Annotated in this window: 25 protein-coding genes; 20 read left to right on the top strand and 5 right to left on the bottom strand. The window is 58.1% G+C overall.

Annotated elements, in window-relative coordinates; translation table 11 throughout:
* Window positions 1-19: 19 nt before the first annotated feature.
* The 4 genes from secA to KVG95_RS01610 all read left to right on the top strand — a co-directional run bounded on the left by secA (window position 20) and on the right by KVG95_RS01610 (window position 5,853).
* Window positions 20-2,755 (top strand): preprotein translocase subunit SecA, encoded by a 2,736-nt coding sequence (gene secA, locus KVG95_RS01625; RefSeq protein ID WP_052964293.1) that lies wholly within the window; start codon window positions 20-22, stop codon window positions 2,753-2,755.
* Window positions 2,756-2,890: 135 nt separating this feature from the next.
* Window positions 2,891-4,108, top strand: coding sequence for a bifunctional glutamate N-acetyltransferase/amino-acid acetyltransferase ArgJ (argJ, locus tag KVG95_RS01620; RefSeq protein WP_008015216.1), 1,218 nt, complete (start codon window positions 2,891-2,893; stop codon window positions 4,106-4,108).
* A 165-nt stretch (window positions 4,109-4,273) separates the two neighbouring features.
* Window positions 4,274-4,906: a glutathione S-transferase family protein gene (locus tag KVG95_RS01615; RefSeq protein ID WP_217854271.1), complete on the top strand. Its 633-nt coding sequence runs from the start codon at window positions 4,274-4,276 to the stop codon at window positions 4,904-4,906.
* Entirely contained in the window at window positions 4,903-5,853 is a 951-nt protein-coding gene (locus KVG95_RS01610; RefSeq protein ID WP_217854270.1) for a Nudix family hydrolase, read from the top strand. The genes KVG95_RS01615 and KVG95_RS01610 overlap by 4 nt, the downstream gene beginning before the upstream one ends.
* A gap of 126 nt (window positions 5,854-5,979) precedes the next feature.
* Here the strand turns inward: KVG95_RS01610 and KVG95_RS01605 are convergent, their stop codons facing one another.
* Genes KVG95_RS01605 through KVG95_RS01595 form a run of 3 tightly spaced genes read right to left on the bottom strand, consistent with a single transcriptional unit; the run spans window position 5,980 to window position 9,563 of the window.
* The gene (locus tag KVG95_RS01605; RefSeq protein ID WP_217854269.1) at window positions 5,980-6,561 is read right to left on the bottom strand and encodes a cob(I)yrinic acid a,c-diamide adenosyltransferase; all 582 of its coding nucleotides are present in this window, start codon (window positions 6,559-6,561) and stop codon (window positions 5,980-5,982) included.
* A gap of 2 nt (window positions 6,562-6,563) precedes the next feature.
* Window positions 6,564-8,600 carry a sensor histidine kinase gene (locus KVG95_RS01600; RefSeq protein ID WP_217854268.1) on the bottom strand — a complete coding sequence of 679 codons (2,037 nt, stop codon included), beginning with the start codon at window positions 8,598-8,600 and terminating at the stop codon, window positions 6,564-6,566.
* 45 nt (window positions 8,601-8,645) lie between these two features.
* Window positions 8,646-9,563, bottom strand: coding sequence for a putative 2-dehydropantoate 2-reductase (locus KVG95_RS01595; protein WP_217854267.1), 918 nt, complete (start codon window positions 9,561-9,563; stop codon window positions 8,646-8,648).
* 140 nt (window positions 9,564-9,703) lie between these two features.
* On the opposite strand from KVG95_RS01595, the gene KVG95_RS01590 reads away from it, so the two are divergent.
* Together KVG95_RS01590 and KVG95_RS01585 are read left to right on the top strand one after the other, a co-directional pair.
* Window positions 9,704-10,189 carry a YajQ family cyclic di-GMP-binding protein gene (locus tag KVG95_RS01590; protein ID WP_007906601.1) on the top strand — a complete coding sequence of 162 codons (486 nt, stop codon included), beginning with the start codon at window positions 9,704-9,706 and terminating at the stop codon, window positions 10,187-10,189.
* A 138-nt stretch (window positions 10,190-10,327) separates the two neighbouring features.
* Window positions 10,328-11,170, top strand: a complete 843-nt coding sequence (locus tag KVG95_RS01585; RefSeq protein WP_052964289.1) for a mechanosensitive ion channel family protein — start codon at window positions 10,328-10,330, stop codon at window positions 11,168-11,170.
* A gap of 165 nt (window positions 11,171-11,335) precedes the next feature.
* On the opposite strand, the gene KVG95_RS01580 is transcribed toward KVG95_RS01585, so the two are convergent.
* Window positions 11,336-12,658 (bottom strand): OprD family porin, encoded by a 1,323-nt coding sequence (locus KVG95_RS01580; RefSeq protein ID WP_217854266.1) that lies wholly within the window; start codon window positions 12,656-12,658, stop codon window positions 11,336-11,338.
* Window positions 12,659-13,556: 898 nt separating this feature from the next.
* On the opposite strand from KVG95_RS01580, the gene KVG95_RS01575 reads away from it, so the two are divergent.
* Together KVG95_RS01575 and KVG95_RS01570 are read left to right on the top strand one after the other, a co-directional pair.
* Window positions 13,557-13,982 (top strand): HIT family protein, encoded by a 426-nt coding sequence (locus tag KVG95_RS01575; RefSeq protein ID WP_217854471.1) that lies wholly within the window; start codon window positions 13,557-13,559, stop codon window positions 13,980-13,982.
* Between the two features lie 3 nt (window positions 13,983-13,985).
* Window positions 13,986-14,192 (top strand): SlyX family protein, encoded by a 207-nt coding sequence (locus KVG95_RS01570; protein ID WP_050683199.1) that lies wholly within the window; start codon window positions 13,986-13,988, stop codon window positions 14,190-14,192.
* 89 nt (window positions 14,193-14,281) lie between these two features.
* On the opposite strand, the gene KVG95_RS30060 is transcribed toward KVG95_RS01570, so the two are convergent.
* Window positions 14,282-14,884 carry a cold-shock protein gene (locus KVG95_RS30060; protein ID WP_038981954.1) on the bottom strand — a complete coding sequence of 201 codons (603 nt, stop codon included), beginning with the start codon at window positions 14,882-14,884 and terminating at the stop codon, window positions 14,282-14,284.
* Between the two features lie 464 nt (window positions 14,885-15,348).
* Between KVG95_RS30060 and KVG95_RS01560 the strand changes: the two genes are divergently transcribed.
* The 12 genes from KVG95_RS01560 (at window position 15,349) to tolB (ending at window position 25,422) form a co-directional block, all read left to right on the top strand.
* Window positions 15,349-15,687, top strand: a complete 339-nt coding sequence (locus tag KVG95_RS01560; protein WP_217854470.1) for a ribbon-helix-helix domain-containing protein — start codon at window positions 15,349-15,351, stop codon at window positions 15,685-15,687.
* A gap of 137 nt (window positions 15,688-15,824) precedes the next feature.
* The gene (locus KVG95_RS01555; RefSeq protein WP_010457489.1) at window positions 15,825-16,046 is read left to right on the top strand and encodes an FmdB family zinc ribbon protein; all 222 of its coding nucleotides are present in this window, start codon (window positions 15,825-15,827) and stop codon (window positions 16,044-16,046) included.
* A 122-nt stretch (window positions 16,047-16,168) separates the two neighbouring features.
* Window positions 16,169-17,944, top strand: coding sequence for an aspartate--tRNA ligase (gene aspS / locus KVG95_RS01550; protein ID WP_217854265.1), 1,776 nt, complete (start codon window positions 16,169-16,171; stop codon window positions 17,942-17,944).
* Between the two features lie 123 nt (window positions 17,945-18,067).
* A complete protein-coding gene (locus tag KVG95_RS01545) occupies window positions 18,068-18,814 on the top strand; it encodes a YebC/PmpR family DNA-binding transcriptional regulator (RefSeq protein WP_008072427.1) in 747 nt (248 codons plus the stop codon).
* A gap of 158 nt (window positions 18,815-18,972) precedes the next feature.
* On the top strand, window positions 18,973-19,497 hold the full coding sequence (ruvC, locus tag KVG95_RS01540) for a crossover junction endodeoxyribonuclease RuvC (protein ID WP_007897036.1): 525 nt from the start codon (window positions 18,973-18,975) through the stop codon (window positions 19,495-19,497).
* Window positions 19,498-19,612: 115 nt separating this feature from the next.
* The gene (gene ruvA / locus KVG95_RS01535) at window positions 19,613-20,227 is read left to right on the top strand and encodes a Holliday junction branch migration protein RuvA (RefSeq protein WP_038981959.1); all 615 of its coding nucleotides are present in this window, start codon (window positions 19,613-19,615) and stop codon (window positions 20,225-20,227) included.
* Window positions 20,228-21,289 carry a Holliday junction branch migration DNA helicase RuvB gene (ruvB, locus tag KVG95_RS01530; protein ID WP_008006678.1) on the top strand — a complete coding sequence of 354 codons (1,062 nt, stop codon included), beginning with the start codon at window positions 20,228-20,230 and terminating at the stop codon, window positions 21,287-21,289. It abuts the gene before it with no gap.
* 127 nt (window positions 21,290-21,416) lie between these two features.
* Window positions 21,417-21,884: a tol-pal system-associated acyl-CoA thioesterase gene (gene ybgC / locus KVG95_RS01525; RefSeq protein ID WP_007897031.1), complete on the top strand. Its 468-nt coding sequence runs from the start codon at window positions 21,417-21,419 to the stop codon at window positions 21,882-21,884.
* Complete coding sequence (gene tolQ, locus KVG95_RS01520; protein ID WP_052964284.1) at window positions 21,874-22,569, top strand: protein TolQ; 696 nt, start codon at window positions 21,874-21,876, stop codon at window positions 22,567-22,569. Before ybgC ends, tolQ begins: the two co-directional genes overlap by 11 nt.
* A gap of 23 nt (window positions 22,570-22,592) precedes the next feature.
* Entirely contained in the window at window positions 22,593-23,045 is a 453-nt protein-coding gene (gene tolR / locus KVG95_RS01515) for a protein TolR (RefSeq protein ID WP_162556275.1), read from the top strand.
* Entirely contained in the window at window positions 23,045-24,124 is a 1,080-nt protein-coding gene (gene tolA, locus KVG95_RS01510; RefSeq protein WP_217854264.1) for a cell envelope integrity protein TolA, read from the top strand. The genes tolR and tolA overlap by 1 nt, the downstream gene beginning before the upstream one ends.
* Before the next feature lie 29 nt (window positions 24,125-24,153).
* Window positions 24,154-25,422, top strand: a complete 1,269-nt coding sequence (gene tolB / locus KVG95_RS01505; protein ID WP_201060569.1) for a Tol-Pal system beta propeller repeat protein TolB — start codon at window positions 24,154-24,156, stop codon at window positions 25,420-25,422.
* Window positions 25,423-25,441: the final 19 nt, after the last annotated feature.

Raw genomic sequence — 25,441 nt, 5'->3', positions numbered from 1 at the left:
TGTGGAAGATCCTGCCGATATGTTTGCGCCTTTGTTAAAGAAACTTTTTGGAAGCAAGAACGAGCGTGAAGTCAAACGCATGCTCAAGACGGTGCAGCTCGTCAATGCCTTCGAAGAGCAAATGGTGGCCCTTTCGGACGATCAATTGCGTGCCAAGACCGACGAGTTCAAGGCCCGCCTCGCCAAAGGGGAAACCCTCGACAAACTGCTGCCCGAAGCCTTTGCGGTCGCCCGCGAAGCCGGTAAGCGCGTCATGGGTATGCGCCACTTCGATGTCCAGCTGATCGGCGGCATGACCTTGCATGAAGGCATGATCGCGGAAATGCGTACCGGTGAAGGCAAGACCCTGGTGGCAACACTGGGCGTTTACCTCAACGCGCTGTCCGGCAAGGGCGTGCACGTTGTGACGGTGAACGACTACCTGGCCCGCCGTGACGCCAACTGGATGCGTCCGCTCTACGAATTCCTCGGCATGACGGTCGGCGTGGTCACCCCATTCCAGCCGCCGGAAGAGAAGCGCGCCGCTTACGCCGCCGACATCACCTACGGCACCAACAACGAATTCGGTTTCGACTACCTGCGCGACAACATGGCGTTCAGCATGGAAGAAAAATTCCAGCGCGAACTCAATTTTGCCGTGATCGACGAAGTCGACTCCATCCTCATCGACGAAGCCCGTACCCCGCTGATCATCTCCGGTCAGGCCGAGGACAGCTCCAAGCTGTACATCGAGATCAACAAACTGATCCCGCAGCTGGAATTGCACGTCGAAGAAGTCGAAGGCGAAGTCACCAAGGCTGGCCACTACACCGTGGACGAGAAGACCCGTCAGGTCGAACTCAACGAAGCCGGTCACCAGTTCATCGAAGACATGCTGACCCGTGTCGGCCTGCTGGCTGAAGGCGAGAGCCTGTATTCGGCGCATAACCTCGGTCTGCTGACCCACGTTTATGCCGGCCTGCGCGCGCACAAGCTGTTTAACCGCAACGTCGAATACATCGTGCAAGACGGCCAGGTCGTGCTGGTCGACGAACACACCGGCCGTACCATGCCGGGTCGCCGTTTGTCCGAAGGTTTGCACCAGGCCATCGAAGCCAAGGAAAACCTGAACATTCAGGCCGAGAGCCAGACCCTGGCGTCGACCACGTTCCAGAACTACTTCCGTCTGTACAACAAGCTATCCGGCATGACCGGTACCGCAGACACCGAAGCGTTTGAATTCCACCAGATCTATGGCCTGCAGGTCATGGTGATTCCGCCAAACAAACCGTTGGCACGTAAAGACTACAACGACCTGGTGTTCCTGACCGCCGAAGAGAAATACGCGGCGATCATCAACGACATCAAGGAGTGCATGACTCAGGGCCGTCCGGTGTTGGTGGGTACCGCCACCATCGAAACGTCCGAGCATATGTCCAGCCTGCTCGTGAAGGAAGGCATCGAACACAAGGTTCTGAACGCCAAGTTCCACGAAAAAGAAGCCGAAATCATTGCTCAGGCCGGTCGTCCGGGCGCACTGACCATCGCCACCAACATGGCCGGTCGTGGTACCGACATCCTGTTGGGCGGTAACTGGGAAGTGGAAGTGGCTTCGCTGGAAGACCCGACCCCTGAGCAGATTGCCCAGATCAAGGCCGACTGGCAGAAACGCCACCAGCAAGTGCTGGAGTCGGGCGGTTTGCAGGTGATCGCTTCCGAGCGTCACGAATCGCGCCGTATCGACAACCAGTTGCGCGGTCGTGCCGGTCGTCAGGGCGACGCCGGTTCCAGCCGTTTCTACCTGTCGCTGGAAGACAGCCTGATGCGCATCTTCGCCTCTGACCGGGTGAAGAACTTCATGAAGGCGCTGGGCATGCAGTCCGGTGAAGCGATCGAGCACCGCATGGTGACCAACGCCATCGAGAAGGCTCAGCGCAAGGTTGAAGGCCGTAACTTCGATATCCGTAAACAACTGCTCGAGTTCGACGACGTCAACAACGAACAACGTAAAGTGATCTATCACATGCGTAACAGTTTGTTGGCCGCTGACAACATTGGCGAAACCATCGCCGATTTCCGTCAGGACGTGCTCAACGCAACCGTCAGCGCACACATTCCACCGCAATCGCTGCCAGAGCAGTGGGACGTGGCCGGTCTGGAAGCAGCGCTGCAGAGCGACTTCGGCGTGGCGTTGCCGATCCAGCAATGGCTGGACGAAGACGATCACCTCTACGAGGAGACCCTGCGCGAGAAGCTGATGAACGAGCTGATCGCCGCGTACAACGAGAAAGAAGACCAGGCCGGTGCCGAAGCACTGCGCACCTTCGAGAAGCAAATCGTTCTGCGCGTACTGGACGATCTGTGGAAAGACCACCTGTCGACCATGGACCACCTGCGTCACGGCATCCACTTGCGTGGTTATGCGCAGAAGAACCCGAAGCAGGAATACAAGCGCGAGTCCTTCACCTTGTTCTCCGAGTTGCTGGATTCGATCAAACGCGACTCGATCCGTGTGTTGTCGCACGTTCAGGTTCGCCGCGAAGACCCGATCGAAGAAGAAGCTCGCCTGCGCCAGGAAGCCGAGGCACTGGCTGCGCGCATGCAGTTCCAGCACGACGAAGCACCTGGCCTGGAGCAACCGGAAGTGTTGGGTGAAGAGGTCGATGTAGCCCTCGCCACCGCACCGGTACGCAACGAGCAGAAGCTGGGCCGTAACGAGCTGTGCTACTGCGGTTCGGGCAAGAAGTACAAGCATTGCCACGGGCAGATCCAGTAAACCCGTTTCATACGCTGAAATACCCGCGCCGCGACCGGCTTATGCCGTCGCGGCGTTTTGCCATTTAAACCACCGCGCCACGTTAAAAGAACGGGGTAATGACGGTGCAGACACTACTTTTTAAGGAGCGCATTCATGGCTGTTGGTCTTGGTCCTTTGCCAACGTTGCACCCGGTTGCCGGTTTTGAACTCGGTATCGCCTCGGCCGGTATCAAGCGCCCGGGGCGCAAGGATGTCGTGGTCATGCGCTGTGCCGAAGGTTCCACAGTGGCGGGCGTGTTCACCCTGAACGCCTTTTGCGCCGCTCCCGTAATCCTGGCCAAACAACGTGTGCAAGGCCCGGTACGTTACCTGCTGACCAACACCGGCAATGCCAACGCCGGCACCGGCGAGCCAGGCCTTGCTGCCGCCGAGCGCACTTGCGCCAAACTGGCTGAGCTGACCGGTGTCGATGCAAGCCTGGTGCTGCCGTACTCCACCGGTGTGATCGGCGAGCCGCTGCCGGTCGAAAAAATCGAAGGCGCGCTGCAAGCCGCCCTCGACGACCTGTCGGTCAACAACTGGGAAGCCGCCGCTACCGGCATCATGACCACTGACACCCTGCCAAAGGGCGCCAGCCGCCAGTTCCAGCATGACGGCGTGACCATCACCGTCACCGGCATCAGCAAAGGCGCGGGCATGATCCGCCCGAACATGGCGACCATGCTTGGCTACATCGCCACCGACGCCAAAGTCTCCCGCGACGTGCTGCAAAACCTGCTGCTGGACGGCGCCAACAAGTCGTTCAACCGCATCACCATCGACGGCGACACCTCGACCAACGACTGCTGCATGCTGATCGCCACCGGTCAGGCTGCACTGCCGGAAATCACTGAAGCGAGCGGTCCGCTGTTCGCTTTGCTGAAACAAGCGGTGTTCGAAGTCTGCATGGACGTGGCCCAGGCCATCGTGCGCGACGGCGAAGGCGCGACCAAGTTTGTCACCGTGGAAGTCAACGGCGGCGGCAATCACCAGGAGTGCCTGGACGTCGGTTACACCGTGGCCCACTCGCCGCTGATCAAGACCGCGTTGTTCGCCTCCGACCCGAACTGGGGTCGCATTCTGGCCGCCGTGGGCCGTGCCGGCGTACCGAACCTGGACGTGAGCAAGATCGACGTGTTCCTCGGCGACGTGTGCATCGCCAGCCGTGGCGCTCGCTCTGCCACCTACACCGAAGCCCAGGGCGCGGCGGTGATGCAGCAGGAAGAAATCACCATCCGCATCGAGCTGGGTCGCGGCGATTGCAGCGAAACCATCTGGACCACTGACCTGTCCCACGAATACGTGAAGATCAACGCTGAGTACCGTACGTAAATAAGGTCCGGACCGAGTCGCGTCCTTCGCGAGCAAGCCCGCTCCCACATTCGATTGCATTTCTTCCGGAAGAACTCGGTCAACTGTGGGAGCGGGCTTGCTCGCGAAGGCGGCCGACCAGACACCAAAGATTCTGGTCCATCCCCCTATCAAAAGGTCCCGAACATGAGCCTCCACCTGATCATCGGCGACAAACTGTATTCCTCCTGGTCCCTGCGCGCCGCACTGGCCCTCGACCTGACCGGCGTGTCCTACACCGAAGAACTGATCAAGCTGAACCAGCCGGACACTCGCGAGCGCGTGCTCAAGCATTCGCCGACCGGGAAAGTCCCGCTGCTGAAAACCGAACACGGCACCGTCGCCGATTCTCTGGCGATTGCCGAATACCTGGCCGAACAATTTCCCGATGCCGGCCTGTGGCCTAAAGACACTGCCGCCCGTGCCCAGGCGCGTTCGGCGTGCGCACAGATGCACAGCGGTTTTTTCGCCATGCGCAGCAATATGCCGTTCGACCTGAGCCACGATGCGCCACTGTCGCCGACCCCGCCTGAGGTTCAGGCTGAAATCGAGCGCATGCTGGCATTGTGGGCTGAATGTCGTGCCGTCGCGACTGAAACCGGCCCGTTCCTGTTTGGCGGCGCGACCCTGGCCGATGCGTTTTTTGCACCGATCGCCGTACGCCTGCGCACCTATCAGCTGAAGCTACCCGAGGCCGATGCGGCCTATGTCGAAACCATCTACCAATGGCCAGCCTTCAAGGCTTGGCGGAAGGCGGGTCTGGAGGAAATAGAGCGGTGAAACGAGTCCATGTAGCAGCCGCGGTTATCCGCGATAGCAGCGGCAAGATCCTCATTGCCCGCCGTGCCGACACCCAGCATCAGGGCGGTTTGTGGGAGTTCCCCGGGGGCAAGGTCGAGGATGACGAGTCCGTCGAAACGGCCCTGGCCCGCGAGCTTCACGAAGAGTTGGGCATTGTGGTCAACACCGCGCGGCCGATGATCAAGGTCCGCCACGATTACCCGGACAAGCAGGTGTTGCTGGATGTCTGGGAAGTCTCGGCGTTTACCGGCGAACCCCATGGCGCCGAAGGTCAGCCTTTGGCTTGGGTGACCGCACGGGAGCTGGTGGATTACGAATTTCCGGCCGCCAACCAGCCGATCGTCGCCGCTGCTCGCTTGCCCGGCGACTACCTGATCACCCCGGACGGCCTGGAAACCCCGGCCTTGCTGCGCGGTATCCAGAAAGCCATCGCTGGTGGCATCAAGCTGATTCAATTGCGCGCACCCAACGGCTACGACCCGCAATACCGTGATCTGGCGGTGGACGCGGCGGGGCTGTGTGCCGGCAAGGCGCAGTTGATGATCAAAGGGCCGTTTGAATGGCTGGGGGATTTCCCGTCTGCCGGTTGGCACATCACGTCGGCGCAGTTGCGCAAGTACGCGGCAGCGGGGCGACCGCTACCGGCGTCGCGCTGGTTGGCAGCGTCCTGCCACAATGCTGAGGAACTGGCGTTGGCCGAGCAGATGGGCGTGGACTTCGTGACCCTGTCGCCGGTACAGCCGACACAGACTCATCCGGATGCGTTGCCATTGGGTTGGGAGCAGGCTTCGACTTTGATCGAGGGCTTCAGCAAACCGGTGTTTTTGCTCGGTGGGGTGGGCCCGGCAGAGCGGCAGAAAGCCTGGGAGGCGGGCGCGCAGGGTGTGGCGGGGATTCGGGCGTTTTGGCCTGATTCTTCTGTGTAGCCACTGGCCCCTTCGCGAGCAAGCCCGCTCCCACAGTTGACCGAGTTCTTCCTGAAGAAATGCGATCGAATGTGGGAGCGGGCTTGCTCGCGAAGGCTGCTGATCAGACGAAAAACATCTTCCTGATTAAACCCCGGGTTTCGCTGCCGCTTGCCACAAAATCTCGGTAATCCCCTGACGCTTGGCAATCAACCGTGCCGCCACAAACAACAAATCCGACAACCGATTGATATACGCCAAGCCAACCCCGGCCAACGGCTCGATCGCATTCAACTGCTGACAGCGCCGCTCGGCGCTACGTGCCAGGCAGCGGCATACATGAGCCTGGGCAATCAGCGCCGAACCGCCAGGCAGAATGAAATTCTCCAGTGGTCCCAACTCTTCATTCCACACATCGATCGCCGCTTCCAGTCGCTCGACTTCTGCCGTGTTCAGTGCCTGATAAACCGGCATCGCCAGTTCGCCACCCAGGTCGAACAACCGATGTTGGCAGGGCGCCAACACCTCGATTACTTCGTTCAACCCCGGATACGTATCACTTTGCGCCGCCAACCCGGCCAACAGCACACCCACCTGGCTGTTCAGCGTATCGACCTCGCCAATGGCCTCGATGCGCGGATGGTCCTTGGGCACCCGGCGGCCATCGCCGAGCCCGGTTTCGCCTTTGTCGCCAGTGCGGGTGTAAATCTTCGACAAGCGAAAGCCCATGGTTACCTCGACAGCTGATTGAGTTCTTGAGAAACCACCGGAGTGCCCGACAACGGCAGGCGCAAGGTGAAACAGGTACCTTGGCCCGGCGTCGATTGCACTTCCATCTGGCCTTTGTGGTTGTTGGTGATGATGAAATACGAGACCGAGAGGCCAAGGCCGGTGCCCTGACCGATTTCCTTGGTGGTGAAGAACGGCTCGAACGTGCGTTTGCGCACGTTCTCGCTCATGCCGATGCCGTTGTCCTCGACCTGAATTTCCGCCCACGGCGGATTCAGTTTTGTACGCAGAATGATCCGCCCCGGTTCGCGATCGTCGGTACGCTGGTGAATGGCTTGCGCGGCGTTTTTCAGCAGGTTGAGCAGCACTTGTTCCAGTTCGTTGGCGGTGCCGGGCACCGGGCCCAGTGCTGGATCGAACTGCCGAATGATCGCCTGACCCTTGAAGTCGAAACCGATGGCCAGGTCGAAGTCGTTGCCGGCGATTTCCACCGCTTGATCGATCAGCGCCGGCAAATCGCAGGGAGCCATCTGCCGGGTACTGCGGCGGCTGAAGCTGAGCATGTGGGTCACGATTTTTGCCGCCCGGGCGCCAGCCTGTTGAATGCCATCGAGTAACTGCGGCACTTCGCGAGCTTTCAAGTACTGGTTGACCGTTTCCAGCTCAATGCCCAGTTGCTCGGCTTGCTCGAGGTTTTTCGGCAGATCGGGTGACAGGCGCCGACGTATGTTCTGCACGTTGTGCAGGATTGCGCCCAGTGGATTATTGATCTCGTGAGCCATGCCGGCGGCGAGGCCGCCGACCGAGAGCATTTTTTCCGACTGCACCATCATTTCTTCCAGGGACAGACGCTGAGTGATGTCATCGATCCGGATTACCACGCCGCGCCCGGCCCCCCCCATCAACGGGTAGAACGTCAGGGCGTAATGCCGGGGCTCTTCGTCCTTGAGCCAGGTAACACGTTCGATCTTCGCCACTGTGTGCTGCTCGACGGTTTGCCTGAGTTGCGGCAGGAACGGTTTGAGCGGTTCGAAGGCGAGGAAGATCGGCTGGTTCAAGGCTTCGTCGAGACGCGTACCGGACAGGGCGCTGGCTTCCTGATTCCACTGAGTCACGTAGAGCTGCTCGTCGAGGGCGATCAGTGCCGACGGCATGGAGTCGATGATGCTGTTGAGGTAGTTCTGGAAACCGGTGAGTTTTTTCTCGATCTTGCTGCGCACCTGAACTTCCAGTTCCAGCTTGCGGTTGGTGTGACGGGTCTCTTCGGCCAGCCCCTGGGCCTGATCGTAAGCGGCTTGGGAATCGTCGCGGGCGCGCTTGAGTTGTTGCTCCCGAGCCTCGATGCGCGAGAGCATGGTGTTGAACGCTTCGGCGAGGCTACCGATTTCGTCGTGGTTGCCGCGAGAGGCGCGCAAGGCATAGTTCTCTTCCCGGGTGACTTGCCGGGACAACTCTTCGAGCTGATGGATCGGCCGGGTAATCAGGCGTTTGATCTGCCGGGCAATCACCAGCCATAACAGCACGCTGAAGATCAGAATCCCCAGGCTGGCGGTCAGGGTCCCGGTGTAGAACGCCATCGGCAACTCGCTGCTGGCCACCAGCAGCAAGTGCCCCGGCGCAACGCCGGGACGGGGCAGGGTAATCACTTGATTGCTGCGAAACTCCGTGGCTTGCCACGCTTCGAGGTGCCGGTAGTGCTCCGGCAGGTTCAGCTTGTCGCCGTGTTGCAATTGCGCCAGACGCACGCCTTTACCGTCATAGAGCGCTGCTGCACGCAGCGGCGTATAGCTGCTGAGTTCGTTGAGCAGGCGCTCGGCGGTTTGCGGCGACTTCAGGGCTTCGGAGATCAGGCTCGGGTTGGACACCAGTCGGCCGATGGTCTGCAAGGCCTGGGGGGCCATGCTTTCCTGGGAGATGTAATAAGCGGCGCTGATAAAGGTCAGGTTGGCGACCAGTAAAACGGTGGTCAACAGCACCAGCAGGGCGGCCAGCAGTTTCTGGCCGACTGGAAGGTTTTCAAGGCGCTGGCGCAATGGCATCAGGTTCATCGCTGAAAAGGAACAAGTGGCCAGCGTAGCCGCTGCTCAGTCGCTGGGCAATCCAAGGCTGCGCAGATGGGCGATCAAGCGCTGCTGTAATTGATTGAGGTGGGGCAAGTTCAACTGATGCCGCGACGCGACTTTGCAGGCATGGCCCAACAGGTAGCTGATTTCGGTGCGGCGCTGATTCGCGACGTCCTGGTACATCGAGGAGAAATTGGCCGCGGTGGCCTGGATCACCCGTTCGACTTCCTCCCGGAGATTTTCCGCCGCTGCCGGTTGGCCGCAGTGCTCAAGCAGCTCGGTGAGCTCGGCGCACAGGGTGGCGACTTCGCAATGGTGTTGCTGCAAACCGCCGTTGCGGCATTCGTGCAGCACGGTCAGCGGGTTGATCGCACAATTGAGCGCCAGTTTTCGCCACAGCCTTGTGAGGATGTCCGTGCTCCATTCATGGGGAATACCGGCGGCGCTCAAGTCCTCCAGCCAGATCGGTGCCACTGGATGGCCGACGTCCCCCAGCCAGGTGTAGCCGTGGCCGGCGAACACTACCCGCCAGTCGCCATCGCGAAACGCGCCTTCGGTGCTGGATGCGAAGATGCAGCGCGCCTGAGGCACCAGCGCGGCAACCGCGTCCTGACTGCCAAGGCCATTCTGCAACAGGATCAGTTCGGCGTTGGGTGTCAGACGGTGGGCGAGTTGGGCGACGGCTTTCTCGGCATCGTAGGCTTTGCAGGCCACCAGCAGACGGCTGATGGGCTCGCCGCTGTCGGCCGTTTCGCCGGGCACCGGATACAGCTGCGCTTCGCCATGTTCGACCAGCGTCAACCCGCCAGCCGTCTGATAGGCCTGTAAGCGTGTCGCGTCCCGCACGATCAGCCTGACCGGCACGTCAGCGCGCGCCAGACGTGTGGCCCAAAGGGTGCCGAGGCTGCCGGCGCCGAGAATATGCCAAGGGGTAGACATCAGCTTTTTGCCCGGTTTGTCGCTGGCATGTGAGGCTCGCAGTATCGGTTGGAAAAGACCCGTTATAATGAGCCCGATTTTAACCGCAAGCCAAGCGCGCTCCATCGTTATCGAGCGTGCCTTTTTATTGGAGAGATTACATGCCGTCGTTCGACGTGGTATCCGAACTGGACAAACACGAAGTCACCAACGCGGTCGAGAACGCCGTCAAGGAACTCGATCGTCGTTATGACCTGAAAGGCAAAGGCACCTTCGAGTTCAAGGAAAAGGACCTGACCGTCAACCTGACCGCGGAAGCCGATTTCCAGCTCGAAGCGATGATCGAGATCCTCAAGCTGGCCTTGGTCAAGCGCAAGATCGACGTGCAGTGCCTTGAAGTCAAGGATGCCTACGCATCGGGCAAGTTGATGAAGCAGGAAGCGGTCCTCAAGGAAGGCATCGACAAAGAGCTGGCGAAGAAAATCGTCGCTCACGTCAAAGACGCCAAGCTCAAGGTCCAGGCCGCCATTCAGGGCGAGCAAGTGCGCATCACCGGCAAGAAACGTGACGATTTGCAGGAAGCGATTGCCGCCCTGCGCGCCAAGACGTTCGACATGCCGCTGCAGTTCAACAACTTCCGCGACTGACTTTTCAAGCGGGAACCTCTTGGCGTTTTCGACGTCCGAGGCCCAAGCAACGGCAGAAACGATTGAATCCCCCACGGGTTCGGTCTTTCTGCCGCTCATTTTTTGCGTGCCGGGTAGCCGGAAATCAGGAGAAAAAAGATGGATTTGAATGCTGAAGTGGACAACCTGGTCAAGGCATCCCAAGCCTGGATTCCGATGATCATGGAATACGGCAGCCGCGTGCTGCTGGCGGTGATTACCCTGGCCATCGGCTGGTGGCTGATCAACAAAGTCACGCAAAAGCTTGGCGGCCTGCTGGCGTTGCGTAATGCCGACCTGGCGCTGCAAGGTTTCATCAGCAGCCTGGCGAACATCATCCTCAAGGTTCTGCTGATCGTCAGCGTAGCGTCGATGATCGGTGTGGAAACTACTTCGTTCGTCGCAGCCATCGGTGCAGCCGGCCTGGCGATCGGTCTGGCCTTGCAGGGTAGCCTGGCGAACTTCGCTGGCGGCGTGCTGATTCTGTTGTTCCGCCCGTTCCGTATTGGTGACTGGATCGAAGCTCAAGGTGTTGCCGGTACTGTCGACAGCATCCAGATCTTCCACACCGTACTGCGTACCGGCGATAACAAAACCATCATCGTGCCTAACGGCAATCTGTCGAACGGCATTATCACCAACACCAACCGTCAGCCGACCCGCAAGGTGGTATTTGACGTAGGTGTGGCTTACGAGGCGGATTTGCAAAAGGCCCGTGAAGTATTGCTGGAATTGGCCAAGGACCCGCGTGTATTGGCTGATCCGGCACCGGAAGCCGTGATTTCCACGCTGGGCGACAGTTCGATTACTGTTTCCCTGCGGGTGTGGGTGAAGACCGCTGACTATTGGAATGTGATGTTCATGTTTAACGAACAATCGCGTGACCGTTTGAAAACAGCCGGTATCGATATTCCGTTTCCGCAGCGAGTTATTCGTATGGTTCAGGAAACTGTGCCGCAATAACGTCTCGGATATAACCTGGCGATGAGGTCAGGTTTAAACTAGTTAGCTTGCTATTTAAGAAGTTGTGTTGGCGCTGGTATGTAGTGGATACAAAAAAACCGCTCACCTGGAATCAGGTAAGCGGTTTTTGTTTGTTGCTGGTGTAGCTATCGTACTCCCGCTGAATTACAAAATGCTCAGTGGGTACTCGATGATTACACGGGTGTCGTAGTTGTCAGATGCATAGCCGCTGTAAGCGCCGTTCGAGCGATAGTTGGCGAAACGTACGCGGAACGACAGGTCTTTGGCTGGACCTTCCTGCATAACGTACTTGGACTCAACGTTCCACTCGTTTTCTTTGCCTTCGCCCAGACCGTTGGTGGTGATGTGATCACCCATTACGTAACGGGTCATGAAGCTCAGACCCGGTACACCGTAGGTCTTCATGTTCAGGTCGTAGCGAGCCTGCCAGGAGCGCTCGTCGCGACCTACGAAGTCGGAGATCTGAATGGAGTTGGCTACAAAGATAGTGCTGTTGCCGTCAACGCCATAGTAGTAAGCGTTGTCGCCGCTGGAGCGTTGGTGAGCAACGGTGAACTTGTGGGCACCGATGCTATAGGCAGCGGCCAGGGACCACAGATTGTTGTCTACGCCGAGGGTGCCGTCGCCAATGGCGTCAACCTGATCGCCGCGGTCATCGCCTTTGGTTTTATAACCGTTGAAGTCGAAGTTCAGGGACTGATCGTCGTTGATTGGCAGGGTGTAGTTCAGGTTGACGTAGTATTTTTTGAAGTAGTCTTCAGCATCCGACGCAGCCACAGCACCGGTGAAGTTATCAGTGAAAGAGTAGCTGGCACCGAAGATGTTGATGCCGTTGCTCAGGCCTTTGCCGTGATTACCATCTTCATCTGGCAGGCCGCCGATGCTGTCGCGAGCCATGCCGGTTTGTTTGCTCAGAGCGGTGAAGCGACCGGCGGTCAGTTCCAGGCCTTTGATCTCTTTGGAAGTGATCAGGGTACCGGTAGCAACTTCTGGCAGCATACGGCTGTCGTCAGTAGCGAATACTGGGCTGGCAACAAACTGCTGGCCGTATTTCAGCACGGTGTCGGAAAGACGCAGTTTTACTGCACCGCCAATCTTGCCCTGGGATTTTTCAGGGTTGTTATCGCTATCGACTGCGAACAGACCGGTACCACGGTGGCCCGAACCGCCATCAAGTTTGACCGCGCCCATTGCCATGGCATCGAGACCGAAGCCTACTGTGCCTTGAGTGAAGCCCGACTCGTAAGTGAGCAACTGGCTGATACCGGACTCCTGACGATAGCCGGAGTCTGCGTTGTTACGTGCACCGTTCTTGAAATCACGGTTCATGTACTCAAAACGGGTTTTGAGTTTCAAGCTCTGGTCGCCGAAGAAACCCTTGGAGTCATCTTGAGAAGACGCCACTGCGAACTGAGAGGTACCAGCTGCAACAGCCAGTGCGATCATGCTCCACTTCATCACGCGCATCGTGATTTGCTCCTTTGGTTTTTAGAAGAGTACTGCCGTCCCGCCTGTTTTATTATCCGGGCGGCTCTTTCTTTTTGTGTCGGCGCAAACTTATATCACGCCGACCATGTTGGCGATACTTGCGCATCTAACCTTTCAGCTTCTTTATGACCCTGTCGCAAATGGCTGGGTAGATGTCGCAAATTCACAATCCCGACGCAATCGGACTGACAACTTTAGCGCTGTTTTCCATCGCTTGAGCATCGGTAAAAAAGAGTCCCTGGTCCTGCACTTGAATCTCCATCGGGCAATCCTGCCACTGTTTTTATTGGCCTTAAGGCTTCCACTTCCAGCGGACGCCTTATAGACGATATAGGTGTGAATGCAACAAGCGTGCACAAATCGAAATTCTGTTGCTGTTTTTTTCCAAAGGCCTGCCTGCTGCTGTAAAAACCCCATAAAACCGGGGGGCTCAAGCTCGTTTTTCTTGAGCTTGACGCCATGCTTCGCATCGTGTTTACCACATCGAACCAGTGGGGGCGACAACCAAAAACGTTACCGGTTCACCCCGTCAGTGAGTAGTTAGCGGATGCTGACGCACTGAGCGTAGACGCGTTGTGCGGTTTTGGTGCAAAAAATTTCAATTGCTGTACCGAATTCACACAGTGTCGCTTTGTGATCGAATCGAGCAGTCCGTTGTTTATCGGTCATTTCGGCATTTTTTGTGCGGGGGCTGGTTCTGTCATGGTGCATGCCGGATCAAAATGGCTCATGTCGGGGCGTCCGGAGGACGCTGCAGGTGGCAGTTCGTCGTGAAGCGCATGGCGTTCGCAGGTATGCTGCCGTCCTGTCGCTTGGCGCGCCGTCTTTTGGTATGGGCGCTAAGCTGAAAAAAGATCACCAGAGGGGAGTGCGCGCTGTGTTCGCTTTAGATCCACGACTTCAACAAGACACGTTGCCGATTGGCGATTTCCCGCTCTGCCGGTTGCTATTGTCCAATGATTCGAACTACCCATGGTTCATCCTCGTGCCACGCCGCGAGGATATCAGTGAGATATTTCAGTTAGATGTCGCAGATCAACAGCAGCTGTGGCAAGAAACAACCGCGCTGGCGGAAATGCTCAAGGACTCGTTCGATGCGGATAAGTTGAACGTCGCGGCCTTGGGTAATGTAGTCAGTCAGCTGCACATGCATGTGATTGTGCGCAAGCGTGAGGACGCTGCCTGGCCAGCCCCGGTCTGGGGCAAGCAGCAGGCTTTACCCTATAATCCAGAGCAGATCGCGACGATTCGCGAACGGCTGCGTCTGGTGTTGACCGATGACTTCACGTTTCTGGAGGGTTGAGTCATGAGCCTGGAAGAACGCGTTACCGATCTGGAAAGCCAGTTGGCATTTCAGGATGACACCATCCAGGCATTGAGTGATGTGCTGGCGACGCAGCAGCGCGCAGTGGAACGCCTGCAACTGCAAATGGCCGCATTGCTCAAGCGGCAAGAGGAAATGGCCGGTCAGTTCGAGTCCTTCGAAGAAGAGGCGCCACCGCCGCATTACTGAGCCGCATTAGTGAGCTACGTTAGAGAAAAGCAGGTCATAAAAAAACCGCGAACAGCCTGGGCTGTTCGCGGTTTTTTTTAGCCTTGGAGTCAGCGACGCGGCAGGGCGGCGATCACATCTTCGGCTTGCAGGCCTTTGTCACGGTTCATGACAGAGAACTCCACGCGCTGGCCTTCGACCAGAACACGGTGGCCTTCACCGCGAATTGCCCGGAAGTGCACAAAAATATCATCACCGGAATCACGGGAAATAAAGCCGAAGCCTTTGGAGGTGTTGAACCATTTAACGGTGCCAGTATCGCGGTTGCTCATGTCATAGCTTGGCGAAGCGGCGGCCGGTGAAGATTTGTAGAAGCTGACGGCCAGGTGCAGAAAAATGGCGATCAGGGCAACGACCAGACTGAACAGAACGGCAGGTTGACCGGCGATGACAGGCATCGGGGCGATCAGCGTCAGGGTTTGCAGCACGACAGCCAGAACCAGCAGGGCACTGACCAGGTTTTGCAGTTGATGACGCGGGCCTTTGTTCCAGTAAGGGATAACAGGTGCAAGGGTGAGGTTGAGCAGGCCGAAAAAGGCCAGGTACAGCGCATCAGGTTGTTGCAGGTAAGGTACCGCTTCGGATCGCAGGCTAGGGATGAAGGACAGCAGCAGGGCTGCTGCGCCCATTAGCAGGTGGACGATTTTCAACATTTTGATTAACTCACGTTAAGACGGATCACAAGGAAGAGCTGATGGAGCACGGTTCGCTTCAGAACAATAAGAGGCGTTGGACACGTACCCGGTATCAGCCTATGCGCAACCCCCGGAAAATAGGCGGTAGCGACACACTGCCTATTTAACAGCAAAGCCCGCGGCTACTCAAATCAGGCAGTCCAGCGGTGCTTTCCACTGGCCGGTGGGCGAATGACGCTTGCTGAGTGTTGTTCGCGCGCAGTGTTCCTCGGATCTATTGCCTTTTCCTTGAGTGATGTTGCGTCAGTACCTGTGGGAAAACGTCCGGCCTAGGACGTGCTCCATGATCTCCCCTCCGTTGTTGGCTTATCCTACGTTGATGGTCATAAAGTCATCTGGATATGCCGGTGCGCCTGCGCTTTTATAAGGAAACGGAATATGACTCTTATAAGCAGCAAGGATGGCAAAGGAGTGTCAACGGTATGGTTCATGAAGACAGGCGAAACGAGGGGAGGGTCGGTCCACTCAAGGAGGTAAGGATTGATTCATTAGTCAGCGAATTCGATATGGGCCTGGCCCAGCCATTGTCCCGGTCAGTGCGTTTGAATGGCTTTGCGACCTGTTTGCGGCTGGAGCAGGTCTATTGGGATATTTTGGGTGATATGGCCAAGGTCAATTGCTGCTCGGTCAGTGCGCTGTTGTCCCACGTGGATCGCGAAGTGCATCTGCGTCATGGCGGGGTGAAGAACTTCACCGGGCTGGTGCGCGTGGTCTGCGTCGTGCACAGCCTGAAGGAGGGAAGTTGCCTCGTCATTGCTTAGCGGTTGGTGGTTGATCGGGTCGAGTGTCGGTCTGTGCAGTCTTACGGCTGCACAGGCTGCATTTAATGGATATAATCCCGCCCTTTGCCGCAAAGCCCAGCATGCGCGGTAGCAATCTGATCGCCGAGACAACCCCCATGCCGATGTACGACTATCAATGTGCTTCCTGTGGTCATCAGTTGGAAGCCATTCAAAAGATCAGCGCAGCACCGCTGGTCGACTGCCCTGCCTGCCAGGCGCCAGAGCTTAAAAAGATGCTGTCCATGCCGGGCTTCCGCCTCAGCGGCACCGGCTGGTACGAAACCGACTTCAAGACCGGTTCCAAGAAGAATCTGGCCGGTGGCGACAAAGCTGACTAGGGTCTAGCGCCCGGGCTGAATGACACGCGTGAGCTCTTGCATCATCTGGCACCTTATTTAAGTGTGGGGGTGCGGCAAGACCTCCAACCGAATTTCGAATTACGAGAAGTGAAACCACTACCATGATGCGCAGCCATTATTGCGGCCAACTGAACGAAAGCCTGGAAGGCCAGGAAATTACCCTTTGCGGATGGGTTCACCGTCGCCGTGACCACGGTGGGGTGATTTTCCTCGATATCCGTGATCGTGACGGTCTGGCCCAGGTGGTGTTCGACCCGGACCGCGCTGAATCCTTCGCCGCCGCCGATCGCGTGCGCAGCGAATACGTGGTCAAGATCACCGGCAAGGTTCGCCTGCGTCCGGCCGGTGCCACCAACGCCAACATGGCGTCGGGCATGATCGAAGTGCTGGGCTACGAGCTGGAAGTATTGAACGAAGCGGAAACCCCGCCGTTCCCGCTCAACGAGTTCTCCGACGTCGGCGAAGAAACCCGCCTGCGTTATCGCTTCCTTGACCTGCGTCGCCCGGAAATGCTCGAGAAGCTGCGTCTGCGTTCGCGCATGACGACCAGCATCCGTCGCTTCCTGGACGAAAACGGCTTCCTCGATGTCGAGACGCCGATTCTGACCCGCGCCACGCCAGAAGGCGCTCGCGACTACCTGGTGCCGAGCCGTACTCACGCAGGTAGCTTCTTCGCCTTGCCGCAATCGCCACAGCTGTTCAAGCAGCTGCTGATGGTCGCCGGCTTCGACCGTTACTACCAGATCGCCAAGTGCTTCCGCGACGAAGATCTGCGCGCCGACCGTCAGCCGGAATTCACCCAGATCGACATCGAGACCAGCTTCCTCGATGAAAAAGAGATCATGGGCATCACCGAACAAATGATCCGCAACCTGTTCAAGGAGGTGCTGGACCTGGAGTTCGGCGACTTCCCGCACATGACCTTCGAAGAGGCCATGCGTCGTTACGGTTCCGACAAGCCGGACCTGCGTAACCCGCTGGAACTGGTTGACGTTGCCGATCAACTGAAAGAAGTCGACTTCAAGGTGTTCAGCGGCCCTGCCAACGACCCGAAATGCCGTGTTGCCGCCTTGCGCGTTCCCGGCGCGGCAAGCATGCCGCGCAAGCAGATCGACGACTACACCAAGTTCGTCGGCATCTACGGTGCCAAGGGCCTGGCGTACATCAAGGTCAACGATCGTGCTGCCGGTGTTGAAGGCCTGCAGTCGCCGATCGTGAAGAACATTCCGGAAGCCAACCTCAACGTGATCCTCGATCGCGTCGGTGCAGTCGATGGCGACATCGTGTTCTTTGGCGCCGACAAAGCCAAGATCGTCAGCGAAGCCCTGGGCGCGCTGCGGATCAAGGTGGGTCACGATCTGAACCTGCTGACCTGCGAGTGGGCACCGATGTGGGTCGTCGACTTCCCGATGTTCGAAGAAAACGACGACGGCAGCTTCACCGCGTTGCACCACCCGTTCACCGCGCCGAAGTGCACGCCGGAAGAATTGGAAGCCAACCCGGCAGCCGCGCTGTCCCGTGCCTACGACATGGTCCTGAACGGCACCGAGCTGGGTGGCGGTTCGATCCGTATCCACCGCAAGGAAATGCAACAGTCGGTGTTCCGTCTGCTGGGTATCAGCGAAGCGGAACAGGAAGAGAAGTTCGGCTTCCTGCTCGACGCCCTGAAATACGGTGCGCCGCCGCACGGTGGTCTGGCCTTCGGTCTGGACCGTCTGGTGATGCTGATGACCGGCGCCCAGTCGATCCGTGAAGTGATCGCCTTCCCGAAAACCCAGAGCGCTGCCTGTGTCATGACTCAGGCACCAGGTCTGGTGGATGCCAAGGCACTGCGCGAACTGCACATTCGTCTGCGCGAAACGCCTAAAGCTGAGTAAGGCTGACCAGAAGGGCGCATCTTCGGATGCGCCCTTTCTTTATACAATGGTCGAGATTTTTATTTGCTGGCTGGCGCATCATGGCGTGGCGGGCAATGTTTCAAAGAGAATTCGGAGCGAGTTATGGCGGGTCATTCCAAGTGGGCGAACATCAAGCACCGCAAAGAACGTCAGGATGCCAAGAAGGGCAAGATTTTCACCAAGTGGATTCGTGAACTGACGGTTGCTGCTCGTCAGGGTGGCGGTGATCCCGGCTCCAACCCGCGTTTGCGTCTGGCGCTGGATAAAGCGCTGGGTGCGAACATGAGCCGCGACATCATCGATCGCGCGGTTGCTCGTGGTGCCGGTGCCGCCGATACCGACGACATGGTCGAACTGACCTACGAAGGTTACGGCCCGGGCGGTGTGGCGGTGATGGTCGAATGCATGACCGACAACCGCAACCGCACCGCAGCGGCTGTTCGCCATGCGTTCAGCAAGTGCGGCGGCAACCTCGGCACCGACGGTTCGGTGGCTTATCTGTTCGAACGCAAGGGGCAGATTTCCTTCGCGCCTGGCGTTGATGAAGATGCATTGATGGAAGCGGCCATGGAGGCCGACGCCGATGACGTGGTGACCCACGAAGACGGCTCGATCGACGTGTTTACCTCGTTCGCCGGCTTCTATTCCGTGCGCAACGCTTTGGAGGCTGCCGGCTTCAAGGGCGATGACGCGGAAATCGTCATGCTGCCGACCACCAGTGCCGAACTGGACCTGGAAGGCGCCGAGAAGGTTCTGAAGCTGATCGACATGCTTGAAGACCTGGATGACGTGCAAAACGTGTATTCCAACGCCGACATTCCAGAGTCGGTCGCCGCTCAGCTCGGATAAGGGCGACTAAGATTCAGTGTGGGAGCTGGCTTGCCTGCGATGGCGGCGTGTCAGGCTACATCATTGTTTGATGTGCCTACGCCATCGCCGGCAAGCCAGCTCCCACATTTGTTATTCGCTGTATTGAATATCGTGCTCTTACCTAACCCGCAGGCGTTATGACTTTAATTCTTGGAATCGACCCCGGTTCGCGTATCACCGGTTATGGCGTGGTACGTGATACCGGGCGTGGCTGCGTGTACGTGGCGTCGGGCTGCATTCGCACGGGCTCCGGCGAGCTGCATGAGCGTCTGCAAATCGTCTATCGGGGTGTACGCGAAGTCATTCAGACCTATGGCCCGGTGACCATGGGCATTGAAAAAGTCTTCATGGCCCGTAATGCTGACTCCGCCCTCAAGCTCGGTCAGGCGCGCGGTGCAGCCATCGTGGCCGGTGCCGAGGAAAGCCTGGAAATCGCCGAATACACCGCGACCCAGGTCAAACAGGCGGTGACCGGCACCGGCGGGGCGAACAAGGAACAAGTGCAAATGATGGTCATGCACATGCTGAAATTGACCAGCAAGCCGCAAATCGATGCTTCGGATGCCCTGGCCATCGCGATTTGCCACGCTCACACCCGTTCCAGCCTGTTGCCTCATGGTCTGGGTACAGCACGCAGTCGTGGCGGGCGCCTGCGTCTCTGATAGCATCAGCAATCATTTTTTATGGAATGAGGGTTTTGCGCCTGTGTTGTCGGCGCAAAACCCTTGTTCTGTCAGTCGCCAGCACTGATCTGGCCAAGGCTCAAGGATCTGAAACGTGATTGGACGCTTGCGCGGCACTTTGGCTGAGAAACAGCCGCCGCACCTGATTCTGGATGTAAATGGTCTGGGGTATGAGCTGGAAGTGCCCATGACCACGCTTTATCGCTTGCCGTCGGTCGGTGAACCACTGACCTTGCACACCCATTTGGTCGTACGCGAAGACGCGCAGTTACTCTATGGCTTCTTTGGCAAGCGCGAGCGAGACTTTTTCCGCGAGTTGATCCGTCTCAATGGTGTGGGGCCGAAACTGGCGCTGGCCTTGATGTCGAGCCTGGAGGTCGACGAACTGGTTCGTTGCGTGCAGTCCCAGGACACTTCGGCGCTGACCAAGGTGCCGGGCGTGGGCAAGAAGACGGCTGAGCGTTTGTTGGTGGAACTCAAGGATCGCTTCAAGGCTTGGGAAACCGTGCCAGCGATGTTCGCATTGGTGCCAAACCAGCCGGGTGGGCCAGATGCGCCTCCGGTCGCCACCGCCGAAAATGACGCGGTCAGTGCGCTGATTTCCCTGGGCTACAAGCCGCAGGAGGCCAGCAAGGCGATTTCCGCGATCAAGGAGAAAGGTTTGAGCAGTGAAGACATGATTCGTCGTGCCCTTAAGGGAATGATCTAAGTGATTGAAGCTGATCGTCTGATCGCCGCCACGGGAGGTCCCCGTGACCGCGAGGAAGTCCAGGACCGGGCGATTCGTCCCGTCAGCCTGGCCGAATACATTGGCCAGCCGACCGTTCGCGAGCAAATGGAGTTGTTCATCCAGGCCGCGCGCGGGCGCAATGAGTCACTGGATCACACGCTGATTTTCGGTCCTCCGGGTTTGGGTAAAACCACCCTGGCCAACATCATTGCCCAGGAAATGGGTGTGTCGATCAAAAGCACTTCGGGGCCGGTCCTTGAGCGTCCGGGTGATTTGGCGGCGTTGCTGACCAACCTTGAACCCCATGACGTGCTGTTCATCGACGAGATCCATCGGTTGTCGCCGATCGTCGAAGAAGTGCTGTACCCGGCCATGGAAGATTTCCAGCTCGACATCATGATTGGCGAAGGGCCGGCCGCGCGCTCGATCAAACTCGATCTGCCGCCGTTCACCCTGGTCGGCGCAACCACCCGGGCCGGCATGCTGACCAACCCGTTGCGCGACCGTTTCGGGATCGTCCAGCGCCTGGAGTTCTACAACACCGCCGACCTGGCAACGATTGTCAGCCGTTCGGCGAACATTCTCGGTTTGCCGCTGGACCCGGAAGGCGCCTTCGAAATCGCCCGCCGTGCCCGTGGCACGCCGCGGATCGCCAACCGCTTGCTGCGTCGGGTCCGGGATTTTGCCGAGGTCCGCGCCAAGGGCCACATCACCAAGCCGATCGCCGACCTGGCGCTGAACCTGCTGGATGTCGACGAGCGAGGCTTCGACCATCAGGACCGACGCCTGCTGCTGACCATGATCGAGAAGTTCGACGGTGGGCCGGTGGGGGTGGACAGTCTGGCGGCGGCAATCAGCGAAGAACGCCACACCATTGAAGACGTGCTGGAGCCATATTTGATCCAGCAGGGCTATATCATGCGCACTCCGCGGGGGCGGGTGGTCACTCGGCATGCGTACCTGCACTTCGGTTTAAACATCCCGTCACGATTAGGCGAGATGCCCGTGGTAGACGAGTTCCTCGATGCCGTGGACGATTAGTCACCTTTGCGCGCTGATTTATTCGGGGTTTGTGCTGTCCCAGGACCGTACTTTCGCCAGAAAGCCGCGAATCAATGAAAAACAGTTGCCTGGCCGGATTGGCAACCTGAGGAGTAAGCACTAGAGTATGCGCGCGCAAAACGGGCTTGAGCCTTTCGCACATCGTTGTCGCGTTTATTACGAGGACACCGATGCGGGCGGCATCGTGTATTACGTCAATTACCTCAAGTTTATGGAACGGGCTCGAACCGAGCGGCTCCGAGAGCTGGGCTTTGCCCAGTCGGCGCTGGCAGGGGAGGACCTGTTGTTTGTCGTGCATTCCAGCGAAGCGCGTTACCACGCGCCGGCGCGACTGGACGACGAACTGCTGGTAAGCGCTGAAGTAATTGAATTGAACCGGGTCAGCCTGCGCTTCAAGCAGCAAGTCAGGCGGGCTACGGATAATGCGCTGCTCTGCGAAGGGCAGTTTCTGGTGGCCTGTGTGCGCACCAACAGTTTAAAACCCCGGGCCATTCCCGAAGCTCTACGTGCGGCCTTTGCCGACGTGAGCGGCGCGGGTACACACTCAAAGCAGGAGATAAAGCGTGGAAGCTAACGTCGTCGACCATTCCTCCATGTGGAGCCTGGTCAGCAATGCCAGTATCGTGGTGCAACTGGTAATGCTGATCCTGGTAGCCGCATCGGTGACCTCATGGATCATGATTTTTCAGCGCAGCAACTTGCTGCGCGCCGGTCGACGTGCCCTGGAGAGCTTTGAAGAGCGCTTCTGGTCTGGCATCGACCTGTCCAAACTCTACCGTCAGGCCGGTAGCAACCCTGATCCGGATTCGGGCGTCGAGCAGATCTTCCGTGCCGGCTTCAAGGAGTTCTCCCGTCTGCGTCAGCAGGCAGGCGTTGACCCGGAAGCAGTCATGGAAGGCGTGGCCCGTGCCATGCGCGTGGCCATCTCCCGTGAGGAAGAAAAGCTCGAGCAGAGCCTGCCATTCCTCGCCACCGTCGGTTCCGTCAGCCCGTACATCGGTCTGTTCGGTACGGTCTGGGGCATCATGAACTCCTTCCGTGGTCTGGCAACTGCCCAGCAAGCGACCCTGGCCACTGTGGCCCCGGGTATTGCCGAAGCACTGATTGCTACCGCGATCGGTCTGTTCGCCGCCATCCCGGCCGTTATCGCTTACAACCGTTTTGCTGCTCGCAGCGAAACCCTGCTGGGCCGTTACTACACCTTCGCCGACGAATTCCAGGCGATCCTGCACCGCAAAGTGCACACCAGCGAAGAATAAGCAGGTAATTTCCAATGGCTTTAATCGCTCGAGCTCGCAAAAAGCGCAAGCCGGTTGCCGAGATGAACGTGGTGCCTTACATCGACGTGATGCTGGTACTGCTGGTCATCTTCATGGTGACCGCGCCGATGCTCAATCAGGGCGTGAAAGTTGATCTGCCCAAGGTTTCCAGCGAAGCCTTGCCGCAGGACAACAACACTCAGGTCCTGACCATTTCGATCAAGTCTGACAAGACCTACTACTGGAACCTTGGCAGCGAAGTCGACACCGAAAAGCAGCAGGACAAGGCCATGACCTTGCCGCAAATGACTGACGCGGTGACCAAGATCATTCGCGCCGGTACTGAAGGCGGCAAGCGTACCCAGGTATTCATTCGCGGCGACAAGACTGTCGATTACGGCTCCGTCATGGGCGCGATGGGCGGGTTGCAGAAAGCCGGGGTCGGTAATGTTGGCTTGATTACCGAGGCACCCTGATGCAGCAAATGCGAGAGCCGTCCGCCTCGGAAAGCTACTTCTGGCCTAGTGTCTGGGCGATTGTCTTGCACGTGCTGGTTTTCGGCATGCTGTTTGTCAGTTTCGCCTTCACGCCGGAGCTGCCGCCGGCCAAGCCCATTGTCCAGGCGACCTTGTACCAGCTGAAATCGAAAAGTCAGGCGACCACCCAGACCAATCAGAAGATTGCGGGTGAGGCGAAGAAATCCGCCGCGCGCCAGACCGAAGTCGAACAGATGGAACAGAAAAAGATCGAGCAGGAAGCGATCAAGGCCGCGGAACAAAAGAAGGAAGATGCGGCTCAAAAAGCCGAAGAATCCAAGAAGGCCGACGAGACGAAGAAAGCGGAAGAGGCAAAAAAGGCTGATGAAGCCAAGAAAGCCGATGAAGCCAAGAAGACCGCCGAAGCCAAAAAGGCCGAAGAGAAACAATTGGCTGATATAGCCAAGAAGAAATCTGAAGAAGAAGCCAAGAAAGCTGCTGAAGAAGAGGCCAAGAAAGCGGCCGCTGAAGAAGCGAAGAAAAAGATCGTCGAAGACGCGAAGAAGAAAGCCGCCGAAGACGCCAAGAAGAAATCTGAAGCTGAAGAGGCGAAGAAGAAAGTCGCCGAAGACGCGAAGAAGAAAGCTGCTGCCGATGCCGCGAAGAAAAAATCGCAGGAAGCGGCACGTAAATCCGTCGATGAGAAAAAGGCTCAGGCCCTGGCAGATTTGCTTTCCGACACGCCGCAGCGTCAGCAGGCCTTGGCCGATGAGCAGGGTGACGAAGTCGCCGGCAACTTCGATGACCTGATTCGCTCGCGTGCTTCTGAAGGTTGGGCGCAGCCACCGTCGGCCCGCAAGGGCATGAAAGTGATCCTGCAAATCAACATGCTGCCTGACGGAACGATCTCCGGCGTATCGGTTGCCCGTTCCAGTGGTGATGTGCCGTTCGACAGTTCAGCGGTAGCGGCGGTAAAAAATATTGGTCGATTGACCGAAATGCAGGGTCTGAAGCCAGCTGATTTCGCACCCTATCGTTCATTCAAGATGACATTCACACCTGAGGATCTAGCCTTGTGAGAAACCTTCTTCGAGGACTGCTTGTAGTCATGTTCTGCTTTGCGGGACTGGCCACGGCAGATGAAAAAAATATCCTGGTCAGCAGTGGTAGCTCCCAGGCAACTCCAATTGCCGTAGTGCCATTCGGTTTCCAGGGTGGCACCGTGCTGCCGGATGACATGGCCGAGATCATCGGTAACGACCTGCGTAACTCGGGTTACTACGCGCCGATTCCAAAGCAGAACATGATCAGCCAGCCAAGCCAGGCGAGCGAAATCATTTTCCGTGACTGGAAGGCTGTTGGCGCCCAGTACATTATGGTCGGCAGTATCGTTCCAGCGGGCGGTCGCCTGCAGGTTCAATACGCACTGTTCAACGTCGCCACCGAGCAGCAAGTGCTGACCGGCAGCGTGTCGGGCAGCGTCGATCAACTGCGCGACATGGCGCACTACATCTCCGACCAGTCGTTCGAGAAACTCACCGGTATCAAAGGTGCGTTCTCGACTCGTCTGCTGTACGTGACGGCCGAGCGGTTCTCCGAGAAGAACACTCGCTACACGCTGCAACGTTCGGACTATGATGGCGCCCGTGCCGTGACCCTGCTGCAATCGCGCGAGCCAATCCTGTCGCCGCGTTTTGCACCGGATGGCAAGCGTATTGCCTACGTGTCGTTCGAGCAGAAGCGTCCGCGCATTTTCATGCAGAACATCGACACCGGTCGCCGTGAGCAGATCACCAACTTCGAAGGCCTGAATGGTGCGCCAGCATGGTCGCCGGATGGTCAGCGTTTGGCATTCGTGCTGTCGAAAGACGGTAACCCGGACATTTATGTAATGAACCTGGGTTCGCGTCAGATCAGTCGCGTCACCAACGGTCAAGGCATCAACACCGAACCGTTCTGGGGTAAAGATGGTTCGACCATCTACTTCACCTCCGACCGTGGCGGCAAGCCACAGATCTACAAAACCAGCGCAAGCGGTGGTGGTGCGGAGCGTGTGACCTTCATTGGTAACTACAACGCCAACCCTAAACTGTCGGCCGATGAAAAGACCCTGGTGATGATCCATCGTCAGGAAGGCTTCACCAATTTCAAGGTGGCGGCCCAGGATCTGCAGCGAGGTAGTGTAAAGATCCTCACTGATAGCACTCTGGACGAGTCACCTACTGTTGCGCCCAACGGCACCATGGTAATCTACGCCACCCGCCAGCAGGGCCGGGGAGTCTTGATGCTCGTGTCCATTAATGGACGCGTAAGGCTCCCGCTTCCTACCGCACAAGGCGAAGTCAGAGAACCTTCCTGGTCCCCTTACCTGAACTGACGCGGCGCTACACGTTGTA

It is taken from the genome of Pseudomonas farris, from assembly GCF_019145235.1.
In the GTDB taxonomy this organism is placed as follows: Bacteria; Pseudomonadota; Gammaproteobacteria; order Pseudomonadales; family Pseudomonadaceae; genus Aquipseudomonas; species Aquipseudomonas farris.
Note: the sequence above shows the minus strand (reverse complement) of the source record. Positions and strands in the feature narration are given on the sequence as shown.